General features: G+C 60.6%; 14 protein-coding genes. 8 read left to right on the top strand and 6 right to left on the bottom strand.

Features of this window, described 5'->3' with window-relative positions; translation table 11 throughout:
- Positions 1 to 2: 2 nt before the first annotated feature.
- The 8 genes from G9X67_RS05575 to G9X67_RS05610 all read left to right on the top strand — a co-directional run bounded on the left by G9X67_RS05575 (position 3) and on the right by G9X67_RS05610 (position 7,227).
- A complete protein-coding gene (locus tag G9X67_RS05575; protein ID WP_003554934.1) occupies positions 3 to 782 on the top strand; it encodes an ABC transporter permease in 780 nt (259 codons plus the stop codon).
- On the top strand, positions 769 to 1,818 hold the full coding sequence (locus G9X67_RS05580; RefSeq protein ID WP_130767547.1) for an ABC transporter ATP-binding protein: 1,050 nt from the start codon (positions 769 to 771) through the stop codon (positions 1,816 to 1,818). The genes G9X67_RS05575 and G9X67_RS05580 overlap by 14 nt, the downstream gene beginning before the upstream one ends.
- Positions 1,818 to 2,417: an isochorismatase family cysteine hydrolase gene (locus G9X67_RS05585; RefSeq protein WP_138331133.1), complete on the top strand. Its 600-nt coding sequence runs from the start codon at positions 1,818 to 1,820 to the stop codon at positions 2,415 to 2,417. The genes G9X67_RS05580 and G9X67_RS05585 overlap by 1 nt, the downstream gene beginning before the upstream one ends.
- 55 nt (positions 2,418 to 2,472) lie before the next feature.
- Positions 2,473 to 2,952 (top strand): MarR family transcriptional regulator, encoded by a 480-nt coding sequence (locus tag G9X67_RS05590; protein WP_029874443.1) that lies wholly within the window; start codon positions 2,473 to 2,475, stop codon positions 2,950 to 2,952.
- A gap of 39 nt (positions 2,953 to 2,991) precedes the next feature.
- Positions 2,992 to 5,355, top strand: a complete 2,364-nt coding sequence (locus G9X67_RS05595; RefSeq protein ID WP_171598343.1) for a glycoside hydrolase family 3 C-terminal domain-containing protein — start codon at positions 2,992 to 2,994, stop codon at positions 5,353 to 5,355.
- The gene (locus G9X67_RS05600; RefSeq protein ID WP_138331135.1) at positions 5,352 to 5,681 is read left to right on the top strand and encodes an XdhC family protein; all 330 of its coding nucleotides are present in this window, start codon (positions 5,352 to 5,354) and stop codon (positions 5,679 to 5,681) included. Before G9X67_RS05595 ends, G9X67_RS05600 begins: the two co-directional genes overlap by 4 nt.
- On the top strand, positions 5,681 to 6,388 hold the full coding sequence (locus G9X67_RS05605) for an XdhC family protein (RefSeq protein WP_138331136.1): 708 nt from the start codon (positions 5,681 to 5,683) through the stop codon (positions 6,386 to 6,388). The genes G9X67_RS05600 and G9X67_RS05605 overlap by 1 nt, the downstream gene beginning before the upstream one ends.
- A gap of 194 nt (positions 6,389 to 6,582) precedes the next feature.
- Positions 6,583 to 7,227: a nucleotidyltransferase family protein gene (locus tag G9X67_RS05610; RefSeq protein WP_171598370.1), complete on the top strand. Its 645-nt coding sequence runs from the start codon at positions 6,583 to 6,585 to the stop codon at positions 7,225 to 7,227.
- Positions 7,228 to 7,476: 249 nt separating this feature from the next.
- Here G9X67_RS05610 and G9X67_RS05615 read toward each other — a convergent pair whose 3' ends face one another.
- Genes G9X67_RS05615 through urtB form a run of 6 tightly spaced genes read right to left on the bottom strand, consistent with a single transcriptional unit; the run spans position 7,477 to position 13,906 of the window.
- The gene (locus G9X67_RS05615) at positions 7,477 to 8,634 is read right to left on the bottom strand and encodes an iron-containing alcohol dehydrogenase (RefSeq protein WP_171598344.1); all 1,158 of its coding nucleotides are present in this window, start codon (positions 8,632 to 8,634) and stop codon (positions 7,477 to 7,479) included.
- Positions 8,635 to 8,645: 11 nt separating this feature from the next.
- On the bottom strand, positions 8,646 to 10,397 hold the full coding sequence (locus G9X67_RS05620; RefSeq protein ID WP_171598345.1) for a nitrilase-related carbon-nitrogen hydrolase: 1,752 nt from the start codon (positions 10,395 to 10,397) through the stop codon (positions 8,646 to 8,648).
- Positions 10,398 to 10,425: 28 nt separating this feature from the next.
- Positions 10,426 to 11,121, bottom strand: coding sequence for an urea ABC transporter ATP-binding subunit UrtE (urtE, locus tag G9X67_RS05625; protein WP_138331141.1), 696 nt, complete (start codon positions 11,119 to 11,121; stop codon positions 10,426 to 10,428).
- Positions 11,121 to 11,870 (bottom strand): urea ABC transporter ATP-binding protein UrtD, encoded by a 750-nt coding sequence (gene urtD, locus G9X67_RS05630; protein ID WP_171598346.1) that lies wholly within the window; start codon positions 11,868 to 11,870, stop codon positions 11,121 to 11,123. Before urtD ends, urtE begins: the two co-directional genes overlap by 1 nt.
- 1 nt (position 11,871) lies before the next feature.
- Positions 11,872 to 13,011: an urea ABC transporter permease subunit UrtC gene (urtC, locus tag G9X67_RS05635; protein WP_138331143.1), complete on the bottom strand. Its 1,140-nt coding sequence runs from the start codon at positions 13,009 to 13,011 to the stop codon at positions 11,872 to 11,874.
- A gap of 1 nt (position 13,012) precedes the next feature.
- On the bottom strand, positions 13,013 to 13,906 hold the full coding sequence (gene urtB, locus G9X67_RS05640) for an urea ABC transporter permease subunit UrtB (RefSeq protein WP_138331144.1): 894 nt from the start codon (positions 13,904 to 13,906) through the stop codon (positions 13,013 to 13,015).
- Positions 13,907 to 14,015 lie beyond the last annotated feature (109 nt).

The following is a 14,015-nucleotide window of genomic DNA, read 5'->3' on the forward strand; positions in this document are numbered from 1 at the left end:
TCATGAAAACGCTCGGTCCAATCTATCTCATCGCTATCCTCATCTTCCTCTACACGCCCATTCTCGTGATGATGGCGATGGGGTTCAACGCTTCGCCACTTTACGAGCTGCCATTCCATTTCTCGCTGCAATGGTACGACGCGCTCTGGGACAACAGCATCCTTCTGACGGCGGGTCTGAACAGCCTGGTGATCGCGAGTATCACCGCGGTTCTGGCGACGGCTTTGGGTACCATGGCGTCCGTTGCGCTGTCGCGCCGGACCTTTCGCGGCAGAAGTCTCCTGCAACTGATGCTGCTGCCGCCGATTGCCATTCCCTGGCTGATCACCGGCACGGCCATGCTGATCTTCTTTTATTGGACCGGAATCGGGCGCGGCATGCATGCCCTGTTGATCGGCCATGTGGCACTCGCCATCCCCTACGTTGTTCTGGTCGTCGGCACGGGCTTCAAGACAATCCGCGCCGACCTTGAAGAAGCCGCAATGAGCCTTGGTTCGACACCGGTTCACGCCTTCTTCTCGGTGACGCTACCGCTGCTTTATCCGAGCATCCTTGGCGCCGCGCTCTTCGCCTTCGCCGTGTCGCTCGACCAGTTCGTGATTTCCTACTTCCTCGCAACGCCCGGATACACCACCCTGCCGGTGCAGATCTACTCCTCGATCCGCAAGGGCTTCACCCCTGAAATCAACGCGATCTCCACCGTGCTTCTGCTCGGCTCGATGACGATCATCCTGATTTTTGCGCGCTTCGCCAAGCCCGGAGACACAAGTGACAAACGTTAAAGTCAATTCCGTCGCCAAGACCTACGGCACCACACCGGTCCTGTCCGATATCACCACCGAGTTCCCTGAAGGCTCTTTCACCAGCCTTCTCGGCCCATCCGGCTCCGGCAAGACCACACTGCTGCGCATCATCGCGGGCTTTATCAAGCCCGACCAGGGCGTCGTCACGATCGGCAACAATGATGTCACCGACATTCCGGTCTGGGGCCGTAACATCGGCATGATGTTCCAGTCCTACGCGCTGTTCCCGCATATGACGATTGCCCAGAACGTCGCCTTCGGTCTCGAACGCCGGGGTATCAAGGGCGCCGCCGCCCGCAAGGAAGTCGACCGTGCGCTGGAAATGGTGCATCTGCCTGGCTTTGCCGATCGCATGCCCAAGCAGTTGTCCGGGGGCCAGCAGCAGCGCGTTGCGCTTGCCCGCGCCATGGTCATCAAGCCGAGCGTGCTGCTCCTCGACGAGCCGCTGTCGGCGCTCGATCGGCGACTGCGCCAGGAAATGCAGGTCGAACTATTGCGCATCCAGCGCGAAAGCGGCCTGACGACGATCTTCGTCACCCACGACCAGGAAGAGGCGCTGACGCTGTCCGATAAGGTAGCGATCCTCGACAAGGGCCGCATCGTCCAGATCGGTGAGCCGGAAACCGTCTATGAGCGACCGCTGACGCGCTTTGCCGCCGAATTCCTCGGCGATTCCAACTTCCTCACAGGCACCGTGGACAACGGCGCCGTGCGTCTCGCCGATGGGACGGTAGTTCAGACTACCGGCACGTTGCCATCAAGCGGTTCGAACGTCACGCTCGCCGTGCGCCCCGAGAAGATGTCGATCGCATCGGGTCCGACGGATGGCAACAGCCTGACGGCACGCATTACCACCGTCATCTATGCAGGTCCCGTGCTGTCCTATCTGCTGGAAACCGCAGACGGTCTGCCGCTGAAGCTGTTTGCACAGAACCGCGATGGCAAAGTCCTGAGCGATGGCGACACCATCACCCTGACCTGGGCCGCGGAACACACCGTCCCGGTGGCCGACTGATGATGGCACCCGCGCCACTCTCCAGGAATGCGTTGCATGTCGTCATCGACATGCAACGCCTCTTCGCTGAGCAAACGGCGTGGTATACGCCAGCGATCGAAGGCATCCTTCCCAATGTGGTGGCGCTGAGCAAAGCGCGGCCCGCTGAGACTGTCTTTGCTCGCTTCATGGTGCCCCAAAATGCCGAAGGTGCCTTGGGCCGCTGGAAGACCTACTATCGTCGCTGGTCATCAGTGACGCTGGATGAGCTCGATATCGCCATGCTGGATCTGGTCGCGCCGCTTACAGCGATCGCCGCTCCAGGCTCCATCGTCGACAAGGAGACCTACTCGGTCTTTGGCTCGCCCGGGTTTACTGCGCGTTTGCAAGGATCGGCAACGGACACCCTGATTTTCTCGGGGGTCGAGACCGACGTCTGCGTCTACGCCAGCGTTCTTGATGCGGTCGACGCCGGCTACCGGGTCATCCTCGCCGAGGACGCACTGGCAAGCGGCGACTTGAAGGCGCACGCCATGGTCATCGAGATCCTGGCGCCAAGGCTTTCGGAGCAGATTGAAATTCTAACGACAGAAGCCATTCTGAAATTATGGCGAGAGTAAATTCGGCAGCGCCATTGCCGGTCACCACGATGAACAGGCAGATTTGAGAGATCCGATGGACGTTCCGTTCAAAGACAAAGGCGGCCGACAGAAGACCGCAGCGACCGAGGCGCCCGGCCAGCAGGCACAGTATGCGCTTGGCGAGCAGATCGGCTTCTATCTGCGCCAGGCCAACCAGCGGCACGTGGCGATCTTTGCGAGCCTGATGGCGGAGAAGCTGACCACCACCCAATGGGCGGCGCTCGTCAGGCTGAAGGACCTGCAGCCCTGTTCGCAGGGCAATCTCGGCCGCGAGACCGCCATGGATATGGCGACCATCAAGGGCGTCGTCGATCGACTGGTGAAGCGTGGCCTCGTTCACACCGCCCCCGACGCCACCGACGCGCGCCGGCTGGTGCTGACGCTGACGCCGGAAGGCGAGGTGACAGTGGCCCGCAACCTGTCGGTCGCGCTGCAGATCTCGCAGGAAACGCTGAGCACGCTGACGCTTGCCGAGCGGATGATGCTGATGGAACTCCTGCAGAAGATCTGTTGAGAAGAGACCACGACTGTTTCTACACATCGAGAGAATAGCATGTTTCAGCCCAGCGAAGACGAAATCAAGTCGCTTGTCGGCCAGATGACGGTTGCCGAAAAGGTCGATCTTCTGAGCGGACGCGGGCTGTGGAAGACCGCATCGATCGAACGGCTCGGTATTCCATCGATTGTCATGACCGATGGTGCCCATGGCGTTCGCTACTCCACAACCCAGATCGACGCCGGCGACAATGACGAAGACAGCCTCCAGGCGTTTCTGGCGGTTGTCGGCCAACGGGCCGATGCATCAGGCGGCATGTTCGGCACGACACGTCCTGCAACCTGCTTTCCAAACGGCAATCTGCTTGGCTGTTCCTGGGACGTCGATCTGGCCTACCGCATGGGTGAGGCGCTGGCGGTGGAATGCCAGGATTTTGGCGTTCATCTCCTGCTTGGGCCAGGCATTAATATCCGCCGCACGCCGCTTGCCGGCCGCGCTTATGAATACTACTCCGAGGACCCCCTCATCAGCGGGGACATTGCCGCAGCCGTCATCTCGGGCCTACAGGACAATGGCGTCGGCGCCTCGTTGAAGCATTTTGCCTGCAACAATTCCGAGATTGAACGGACAACGACCAGCTCCGATGTCGACGAACGGGCTCTTCGCGAAATCTATCTGGCGGGCTTCGAACGGGTGATCGGAAAGAGCGCGCCGTGGACGGTGATGAGCGCTTATAACCGGCTGAACGGCATCCAGGCAGCAGAAAATCACTGGTTGCTCGGCACCGTATTGCGTGAGGAATGGGGCTATGACGGGCTTGTCGTCTCCGATTGGCACGCGATCAAGGACCGTGGTGCGGCGGTCGCTGCCGGGACTGATCTCGACATGCCGGAAAGCCGGCCACGCAAGGCCCGCCTGCGGGCGGCGATCGAGGCTGGTGATGTCGCGCCCGAGGTGGTCGATGCCGCCTGCGCTAGGGTTCTGGCGTTCGTGCGCAAATGCAAGACGCAGGAGCGGCGCGACACGGTCGCCGATCTCGACCGGCACCACGCTCTGTCGCGGGAGATTGCAGCGGAATCGATCGTCTTGCTGCGCAACGAAGGCCGGACATTGCCGCTTGATCCGAATAGCACCGGCCGACTCCTCGTCGTTGGTGACGGCGCTACCATCCCCGTGATCCAAGGTTCCGGTTCGGCCACGACCAATCCCTATCGCGTCGACAGCCCCTTCGTTCAGATTGCCGCGCGGGCAGGCACTAACTTCGAGGTGCAGCATCTGCCATTCTCCTCTGCCGCAGAGGTCAATATGCAGGCGTTGATCGAGGCGACCGTCGAGGCGGCGTCTTCTGCCGATTTCACAATGGTGTTTGCGGAAAACGAGAAGAGCCGGCACGGCGAGGGCAACGACCGCGACACACTGAAGCTGGCCGCCAGCCACGACGCCCTCCTTCATGCGCTGGCTGCATCCGGTTGCAAGGTTATCGTCGTGCTCTCGATGCCGGATACCGTCGAAATGCCGTGGCTCGAGGATGTCGATGCCGTGCTCGCCGCGTTCTACGCCGGGCAGGGCGGCGGCGAAGCGATTGCCCGCGTTCTGTTTGGCGAGCAGAACCCCTGCGGCAAACTCTCTGCCAGCATGCCCGTGCGGATGCATGACATTCCGGGCTGGCACACCTATCCCGGTGAGCATGGGCGCCATCTATATAGCGAGGGTGTTTTCGTCGGCTATCGCTTCTACGATCTCAAGGCAATCGCCCCGGCGTTTCCCTTCGGGCACGGTCTCAGCTACACGACCTTCAGCTATGAGAATCTCTGGATCGACATACAGGAAGTCGCTCCGGGCGTGGCCTGTACCGCGAGCGTTACTATCCGCAACACCGGGTCTGTCGCGGCCAAAGAGATCGTTCAGCTCTACGTTCGTCCGGTAAAACCCGGCTTAAAACGGCCGATCCGGGAACTCAAAGCCTTCTGCAAACTGTATCTGGAGCCCGGCGAGGCGAAGATGGTGCCCCTTACCCTCGTTGAACGGGACTTCCAGTACTTCGACGCCGTCCGCTCCGCATGGGTGCTGGACGCGGAGGCTTTCGTCATAGAAGTGGGTGCATCATCACGTGATATCCTTCTGGAGGCCATTTTACCATGCCGGCCGGAACGTCCAGTACTGCCCGTGCTTTTGCCCAACTCTCCAGCGGCGCTGGTATTTGCCCATCCGAAGGCCGAGGCCGCTCTGGTTGACTTCTTTGTCGCCACACTTTCGATCTCCAGTGCGGAAGCCACGGCGCTTCTCGCGAAGACAAAGGGCTCCTTCCTCGGCTTGTATGACACCCTGAGCTGGTACGTCGGCGATAGCGTCAGGGAGACGGATATCGCCCAGGTCTTCGCAAGCTTGAACGACACTTACGTGGAAGATTCGCTCGAATGACAACTGCATCACATCCAAACGATCCACTATTGACGGCCGAGACATGGATAGATGAAAGTCGCGCCGTTGCCATCGCAACGGTCATCGAAACCTGGGGCTCGGCTCCACGTCCGGTTGGCAGCCATCTGGTCGTCGACGCAGACGGCAATTTCGAAGGCTCGGTTTCCGGCGGCTGTGTCGAAGGTGCGGTCGTCACGGCCGCGCTCGATGTGATTGTCGGTGGCACGGCGCAGATGCTAGAGTTCGGCGTCACGGACGAGACCGCCTGGCGCCTTGGACTGTCCTGTGGCGGGCGTATCCGCGTTTATGTCGAAAGGCTCGACTGATGCAGCTTGCGAGCCTGCAACGCCTAAACGCTGCGCGCCGCAAACGGATCGCTGCGATTCTGCTGGCTGATCTTGACAGTCATACCGAACGCATTGTTCTAAAGGGTGATCCGCTTGACGGGCCGATCGCAGATTTGATCGAAGACGCCTTTCGCTCCGGCCGCTCGATGGCGTTCGATGCAACCGAAGGCAGAGGGTTCCTGAACGTCTATTTACCTGCGCCGCGTATCGCCATTATCGGAGCCGTGCACATTGGCCAGTATCTGACGCAGATAGCAGGGCTTGCCGGTTTCGATGTGCGCATCATCGATCCGCGCACGGCCTTTGCGACTAGCGAACGCTTCCCTGGTGTGCCGCTCTCCACCGACTGGCCTGCCGATGCTTTTCTGCTCGATCCGCTCGACCGTTACACGGCCTTGGTTGCACTCACCCATGATCCGAAGATCGATGATCTTCCGCTAGCCGAGGCGTTGCGGACGGGCTGCTTCTACATCGGCGCGCTGGGTAGCAGAAAGACGCATGCTGCGAGGACCGACAGGCTTGCGTTGGAAGGTTTCACCCCCGATGCGCTTTCAGCCATTCATGCTCCGATCGGGCTCGATATCGGGGCTTCCAATCCGGCCGAGATCGCCGTGGCGATATTGGGCGAAGTCATTCAAGCACTTCGGTCGCGCCCTCTTTCGTTATCTGGGGATGGAGGACCATGAAATTCGGTCAGTTATCCATCGACGACGCTAACGGGCGTGTGCTTGCTCATCCGCTGAGGTTGCCCGAAGGCACTTTTTCGAAAGGCCATGTTCTGAAAGACTGCGACCTCGCGCGGCTAAAGCAGGCTGAGCTTCGCCACGTGACGGATGCGCGCATGAACTCGGATGATGTGGGAGAAGACCAGGCCGCCTGGATGCTGGGACAATCCATCGCGACTGAAGATATAAAGCCAATAGTGGCGATCGTAGTTCTGGCTGCCGGTATGGCGACGCGCATGGGCCCGAACGGCGGCCCCAAACTGCTGGCCGAGTTTGACGGGATGCCGCTCGTCCGCCGTTCGGCGTTCGCTGCGAGCAATAGTCATGCCGAATCCGTCATTGTGGTCGTCGGCCACCGCCAGGACGACATCCGCAAGGCACTCTCCGATCTCCCATTGAACATCGTCGCAAATCGGGATTACGCGTCCGGGATGGCAAGCTCCCTGGTGATAGGCTTTGCCTCTGCCGAGGCGAATGGTGCCGACGGTGTCCTCGTCATGCTCGCGGACATGCCGGGTGTGACCAGCAGCGATCTCAACCGGTTGATTACGGCCTTTCAAGATGGCAAGGGTGCATCGATCGTTCGTGCCGTCTCGCAGGGCAAGCGCGGAAATCCCGTTATCCTGCCGCGGTCGCTGAACAATGCGGTTCTGCGGCTGAAGGGCGATGTCGGCGCCCGCTATTTGATCAAAGCCTCCGGGCTGCCGGTGATTGAGGTCGAGATTGGCGACGCGGCGCAGATCGACGTCGACACGCCCGAGGCCATCATCGCGGCCGGGGGCATTCCTGCGGAAAGCTGACGCGACTCCATTTCGCGTTGGTTCTGATCTACAGCCATAGTTCCATAAATTTGCTTATCAATCACTTAACGCATTGAGTAGGGCGTCGCGGATCAGCTGCTGCATCACCTGACCTGCGCTGGACTTCTGGCAACGCTGGTATGATCAACGCTCCCCTTTCGCAAACTGCGTCGGGGACGGCGCGAATGTCTGCTTCTGCCGGCAATCGGCGTTGTCACATATGGAGCGACCCTGGCGTCCGGCACGTTTTTACCAAGCGACTTCGTAGATCCTGGCGGCATCCGACAGCGACACCGTGCGCGGATTGTTGACCAGCAAGCGGGTCTGTTCCATCGCACTTTCCGCTAGTAGAGGAAGCCCGTCCTTGGGAATTCCGACATCGCGCAGGCGTACGGGCAGGTTCAGGCGCACAGGGATCAATGCCAGTCCTTCGATGAAACCGGAAAGCCGTTCGGCCTGACTGGCAGGCTCAAGGTGAGGAAAGAGACAAGGTGCCAGTTCCGCATAGGCATCACCACACGCGATCGCATTGAAGCGCAGCACATGCGGTAAAACAAGACTGTTGGAAAGGCCGTGCGGAACGTGATAGCGGCCACCGATCGGATAGGCGAGAGCATGGACGGCAGCGACCGGCGAATTGGCAAAGGCCTGACCCGCCAGCATTGCGCCGAGCAGCATCGCCTGTCGGGCGGCCAGATCGCTTCCGTTCATGACCGCAATCTCGATATTTGCCCCGAGAAGCCGAAGAGCCTCCTTGGCAAGGGCACGGGAAACCGGATTGTTGTTCGTACTCGCGGAGGTAAAAGCCTCGATGGCGTGCACCATGGCGTCGATCCCCGTTGCAGCGGTCACGGCCGGTGGAAGGCCGAGGGTCAACTCCGCGTCGAGAAAGGCCGTATCAGGTAGCAGGACCTGCGATACGACGCCCTTTTTCTGGTATGCGCCCGTGGTGACGATGGAAATCGGTGTGACTTCTGATCCGGTGCCTGCCGTTGTCGGCACGAGCACCAGCGGCAAGCGCTGCCCGGTCACGTTTCCAACCCCGTAGATATTGCCGAGCGCTTCTCCGCTTTTGGCCAGAAGAGCCACGAGTTTCGCGACATCGAGCGACGAGCCGCCGCCGATGCCCAATACACCGGTCGCGCCAAACTCGATCGCCCGCGCCACAGCCGCGTGAATAATGGCTTCCGGCGGATCAGCCACAACGCCTGTAAAGATGGATGTTTCAGCGCCACCTGCCGAAAGGCTCGCCAGGGCCGGCTGCACCAGCCCCGCCTTGACGACCCCATCGTCCGAAATCACCAGAACACGCGGCCCAAGCCGCGTTTTCGTCAGCTCTGAAAGTCTGGCGATGCAGCCTGGCCCCGCGATGATCTGCGGGACGGTTGCGAATGTGAATGTGGACATCTGCCTGTCTCTCACTGATGCCATTTGACCAGCGGCTGATAGTGATGCGGCTGGCGCATGACAACAAGATCCTTTCGCCGGACGATGTTCGTCGGATACGGCGTATCGAGATTGGTGGTGTCGACGGCTGCCGCCGCAATCCCGTCCTCGTCCAGGATTGCCGATTCTTGGCGTGGAAAGGCAAAGGAATCCGGCCCGAACACAGCACTCTTGCCCAGGTATCCCCGCGCTGCATCCAGCACATTGGCGAAGGCGAAATAAACGTTGTTCTCGCCACCGCGCACGCGCAACGCATGCCAGTGGTAGGGATCGGCGCCCTTGGGGATCGGATAGTTATGCGGAATTTTCGTGCCGTTGTGGCTGCCGGTGAAAGTGCCGGCTATGGCTGATGGGCAAGCGACCACGTCGCATCCCATGAGCGCGAGCGAACGGATGGCTTCCGGATAGAGCGCGTCGTGGCCGACCGCCAGGCCGACGCGGCCGATGGCAAGATCGTAGACTTTCCATTCGTCGCCGGCCGTCGCCCAGCTGTCGGCAATGCCGAGATGCGTCTTGCGGTAGCTGCCCACAAGACCCTCGGGTCCTGCAAGGACCGCGCTGTTATAGACCTTGTCTCCGTCCGCCTCGGCAAATCCGGCGACAAGATAGAAACCAAGCTTCATTGCCAGACGAACGAAGGCGGATACCGTCGGGCCTGAGAGCGGCTCCGCCCGCGTTTCAGGGCCCCCTAGTCCGGTCAGCGACAGCTCGGGGAAAACCAGAATGTCCGGCGCTGTCGTCGCCTTCGCCTCGGCTGCCAGTTGAGTGATGCGGGCAATATTGTCTGCGATGACAGAGGACGGGGCGAACTGGGCGACAGCGGCGCGCGATGTGCGTCCGCGCGGTATCGGCTGGTATCCGTAGAGACGGAAGTAATCGCCCGGGTTCCAGGTGAAGCTGTTGGTCATCATGTTCATGTAGAGTTCGGGCCGGCGAGACTCGAAAACCGGTTCGCACAGGACCTCGCGGCGGCGGGCAAGAGCGAGATCGATAGTGCCATAGGCGATCCCGTCGCCCGTATCGATGGAGGCGGCGACCGTGCCGTCGGGATCGATCAGGCAGCTTCCGCCGGAAAACTGCACGGTTCTCTCCAACCCCCAACGGTTGCTTTCGATGACATAGCAGGCGTTTTCAAAGGCGCGGTTGATCCAGTAGGGTGCCGGCGTGCGCTCCTGCAGCCAGTTGGAGATATGGCAGATGATGTCGGCACCGGCGAGTGCCTCCAGGCGCGCCGTCTCGAAGAAGTGCAGATCCATGCAGACCAGCATCGAGATCCGGCCGATCTCCGTTTCGAATACCTCGTGGACGATGTCGCCGTTGGCAGCCCATTTCGGCTCCGCGATATAGGGATGCGATTTGCGATGCCGGCCAACGACGCCGTCTGGGCCGATCAGGACGGCGGTATTGTAGTAAAGATCGCTTGCCGGATCGACTTCCGGCATGCCGACGACGATATAGCAGCGGTGTTTGCTGGCAATGGCCTGGAAAACATCCGTGGTCGCTCCGGGGATAGTCTCGACGAAAGGTTTCACCTCGGCCCTGTCGAACCAGCAATAGCCGGTCGTGCCCATTTCGGGCGTGACGATCAGGCGCGCACCTGCCTCCGCTGCCTCTTCGCAAAGGGCTGCCAGCCGGCTGATATTGCGCGCCTTTTCGAACATGGTCGGTTCGAACTGGATGGTGGCCGCGGTATAGCTTTGTGTCGATGTCATGGTTGTTCCCATTGTCTCTATGAAAGGATATCGGTCTGTTTCAGACAGCCATATGCCGATGAACAAGCGCGTCGGAGAGCCTGTCGATGGCGCCGGCCGCGACCACGCCACCCTTCTCCAGCATTGCGAACTGGTGAGACGCGTGCCGCGCAAATGCGACGTTTTGCTCGACGAGGATGATCGTCATGCCGATCTCGCGATTGAGCCGGATGATGATCTTTTCAATCTCCTCGACGATGGAGGGTTGGATACCTTCGTTCGGTTCATCGAGAAGTAGCACTTTCGGATCTGCGGCCAGCGCGCGGGCGATGGCGAGCTGCTGCTGCTGGCCGCCCGAAAGCACGCCGCCCGGCCGATCGAGATTGGCCATCAGGTATGGAAAAAGCTCTGGCACCAGCGCAGGAATCTCGCGTTTGCCATCGGTGCGGGCAAAGGCGCCCATCAGGATGTTCTCGCGGATAGTAAAATCGGGAATGATCTCCCTGCCCTGAGGGACGTAGGCAATACCGGCCCTTGCCCTTTCATGCGTTGGGGATGCGGCCATGTCCTTTCCTTGCAGACGCATCTCGCCAGTCATGCGGTCGGTCAGTGCCATCAGGGTTTTCAACAGGGTCGTCTTGCCAGTGCCGTTGCGGCCGAGAATGCTTGTCACCTTGCCGGCCGGAACATCGAGCGTGATGCCGTGCAGGATATGGCTGCGGCCGTAAAAGCTGTGCACGTCTTTCAACGACAGCATCAGGATATTCCTTTCGAACCGAGATAGGCTTCACGGACTTTCGGATTGCGCTCGATATCTTCGACGCTTCCTTCCGCCAGAACCTCTCCGAGATGGAGAACGGTGATGCGCTCGGCGATTTCGCGGACGAACCCCATGTCGTGTTCGACAACGAGAATCGTATGGCGACCTTTGAGATTGTTGATGATCTGGGCAGTCTTGCGGGTTTCCGCCTGAGTCATGCCGGCCGTCGGCTCGTCGAGCAGAACCACCTTGGGATCCTGAACGATGAGCATGCCGAGCTCCAGCCACTGCGTCTGGCCGTGGCTCAAATAGGCGGCCGTCATGCCGTGCTCGGCATCGAGGCCGATGAGTGCCAGAACGTCGTTCACTCGGCTCGCCTCGGCGCGCGAAAAGCCGAAGCGAAGATTGGCAAGCACCGAAGGGTTGCGGCAATTGGCGACCTCCAGATTCTGTCGCACGGTAAGCTCGCGAAAGACGCTGGGGATCTGGAATTTCCGGCCTATGCCGGCGCGTGCGATGCGGTGTTCGGGCCAGTTGGTGATGTCGGTGTCGTAGACGAACACCTTGCCCTGCGTGCTGTGGGTCTTGCCGCTGACCAGATCCATCAAGGTCGTCTTACCCGCGCCGTTTGCGCCAAGCAGCACACGCAACTCGCCGTCGAAGACGGTGATGCTGACATTGTTGACGGCTCGGAAACCGCCGAAGTCGACGCTAAGACCGTCGATGGTCAATGCGATGGAGCTCATATCACAATGCCTCGCTTTGCTGCGGCAATGCCGGAAACGCCTTGCCTGGTTTGCGCCGACGGACGAACCATCGCAGCACATCATGCGCAACGCCGCCAAGGCCGCGCGGCATAAACAGAACGACCAGCACGAAGATGAGACCGATGATCGCCTTCCATGCCTCGACCAGCGCTTCGGTCTCGCTGACCTCCGCCTCGATCATGTTGATCAGGATCGCGCCGACGCAGGCGCCAAGCAGGGAGGAGCGGCCGCCGACGGCAGCCCAGACCACCATCGTCACGGAGAAGGACAGATCCATGAAGGTCGGAGAGGCGAACTCCGCGACGACCACGTAGAGCATGCCGGCAACGCCGGCGATTCCCGCCGAAATGACAAAGAAGAACACCTGGTAGAGCGAGACGTCGAAGCCGAGATACCGGGCACGCACATGATCGTCGCGGATCGCCTGCAGGATCATGCCCGCGCGGGTTTCAACGATGAGGCGGGCACCGATGAGCGTCAGCGACAGGCATGCGGCACACAGATAATAGGTCGCCCGGCTATAGGGATCGAATTCGATGCCACCGATCGTCAGCCAACCAAGATCCGTCAGGCCGTTGAAGCCGTTTGTCACCGGTTGCGCATCGACCATGACGAGACGGACAAGCAGAACGAGCGCCAGCGTGATGATCGAGACGAAAACGCCGGAAATGCGCTTGCGGAAAACCAGCATGCCGAGTGCTCCGGCAATCACCACCGGAAGCACGATGCCGAGCACGAGACCCACCGACTGGCTTTGAAACGGAAGCCAGAGGAAGGAGCCCTTATTGATGCAGCAAAGCTCCGTCGGCGCGCCGGGCTCGGCATTCCAGAGCATGAAGTCAGGAACCGGTTTGTCGGAGCCCTGTTGGAGACTGGTCAGGCTCGACAGCTTCAGCGACATGGCCAGCATGTATGCGCCGAGACCGAAAAATAGCCCCTGGCCGAGATTGAGAATACCGGCATATCCCCATGTGAGGGCGATGGCGACGCCCAGCATGCCGTAGACCAGGTATTTCGAAATGCGGTTCAGCCAGAATTCGTCGCCAAAAACGGGCGCTGCAAAAATCACCGCGATGAAGAGCACATAGGCGGCGACCTGGAATTTCCGTTCGATGCTCATGTCAGCGCCCCTTGAACGAGAACAGCCCGCTGGGCTTGACGAGAATGACGAGAATGACGACCCCGAACACGACCGCACGTGCCAGGATGTCGTTCGTACCGATGGCGACCAGCGCATTGATTTCGCCGAGCAGCCCTGACGACAGGATGGTGCCGAAAAGGCTGCCGACCCCGCCGGTGACGACGACCATGAAGCCGTCGACGACCATCGTCGTGCCCATGTCGGGAAAGACCGTCTTGAAGCCGGACATCATGACGCCGGCGACGCCGGCAAGGCCGGAACCGAAAGCAAATGTCATGGCGTTGACGCGTTTCACGTCGATTCCGCAGGCTGCGGCCATATTCGGGTTCCGGATGATGGCGCGAACCTGCATGCCGCCCGCCGTCCGGTAGAGAATGAACCATGTCGCCAGTGTCAGCGCGGCGGTAACGGCGATGATGAAGGTGCGGTAGGCGTTGATGTCAGCGCCGGCAAGCCTGAACGTGCCCTGCAGGTAGGCAGGCACCGCGACGTTCTGCAGGCCGGCCCCAAGACCTTCGACATGAATGCCGAAAAAGGACAGGCCGAATTCGAGGCGCACGGCCTGCTGCAGGAGGATGGCGATCCCCCAGGTGGCGAGAAGCGTGTCCAGCAGACGGCCATAAAGCCGCCGGACGACCAGCCGCTCGATCAGCAGACCGAGCAGGGCCGTCACGACGAAGGCCAGCGGGATGGCGAGCAGAAGGCTTGCCTTCAGCCAGATGCCGGAGAGGACGGCGACATAGGCGCCGATCATGACCATCTCTCCATGAGCCATGTTGATGACGCCCATGGCGCCGTAGGTGATGGCAAGGCCGAGCGCCACCAAAAGAAGGATCGAGCCGAGACTGAGGCCGATAAACAGAATGTCGAGCATAGCGCCACCGTTCGTGAGAAGGCCGGGCCGAACTCTCCTGCGCCTTCCCATCCTGACGGCAGGATGACAGCTCGCGGAGGAAGAGAGGGCCGGCCTTCGAGACATGATC

The organism is Rhizobium sp. WYCCWR 11152 (genome assembly GCF_013087615.1).
Taxonomy (GTDB): domain Bacteria; phylum Pseudomonadota; class Alphaproteobacteria; order Rhizobiales; family Rhizobiaceae; genus Rhizobium; species Rhizobium indicum.

Bases quoted from the DNA above. Each gene is read 5' to 3' on its own strand.
- G9X67_RS05615 (WP_171598344.1), bottom strand. From the start codon at position 8,634: ATGTCCACATTCACATTCGCAACCGTCCCGCAGATCATCGCGGGGCCA.
- G9X67_RS05575 (WP_003554934.1), top strand. From the start codon at position 3: ATGAAAACGCTCGGTCCAATCTATCTCATCGCTATCCTCATCTTCCTC.
- urtB (WP_138331144.1), bottom strand. From the start codon at position 13,906: ATGCTCGACATTCTGTTTATCGGCCTCAGTCTCGGCTCGATCCTTCTT.
- G9X67_RS05595 (WP_171598343.1), top strand. From the start codon at position 2,992: ATGTTTCAGCCCAGCGAAGACGAAATCAAGTCGCTTGTCGGCCAGATG.
- G9X67_RS05600 (WP_138331135.1), top strand. From the start codon at position 5,352: ATGACAACTGCATCACATCCAAACGATCCACTATTGACGGCCGAGACA.
- G9X67_RS05585 (WP_138331133.1), top strand. From the start codon at position 1,818: ATGATGGCACCCGCGCCACTCTCCAGGAATGCGTTGCATGTCGTCATC.
- G9X67_RS05610 (WP_171598370.1), top strand. From the start codon at position 6,583: ATGCTGGGACAATCCATCGCGACTGAAGATATAAAGCCAATAGTGGCG.
- urtD (WP_171598346.1), bottom strand. From the start codon at position 11,870: ATGAGCTCCATCGCATTGACCATCGACGGTCTTAGCGTCGACTTCGGC.
- G9X67_RS05620 (WP_171598345.1), bottom strand. From the start codon at position 10,397: ATGGGAACAACCATGACATCGACACAAAGCTATACCGCGGCCACCATC.
- urtC (WP_138331143.1), bottom strand. From the start codon at position 13,011: ATGAGCATCGAACGGAAATTCCAGGTCGCCGCCTATGTGCTCTTCATC.
- G9X67_RS05605 (WP_138331136.1), top strand. From the start codon at position 5,681: ATGCAGCTTGCGAGCCTGCAACGCCTAAACGCTGCGCGCCGCAAACGG.
- urtE (WP_138331141.1), bottom strand. From the start codon at position 11,121: ATGCTGTCGTTGAAAGACGTGCACAGCTTTTACGGCCGCAGCCATATC.
- G9X67_RS05590 (WP_029874443.1), top strand. From the start codon at position 2,473: ATGGACGTTCCGTTCAAAGACAAAGGCGGCCGACAGAAGACCGCAGCG.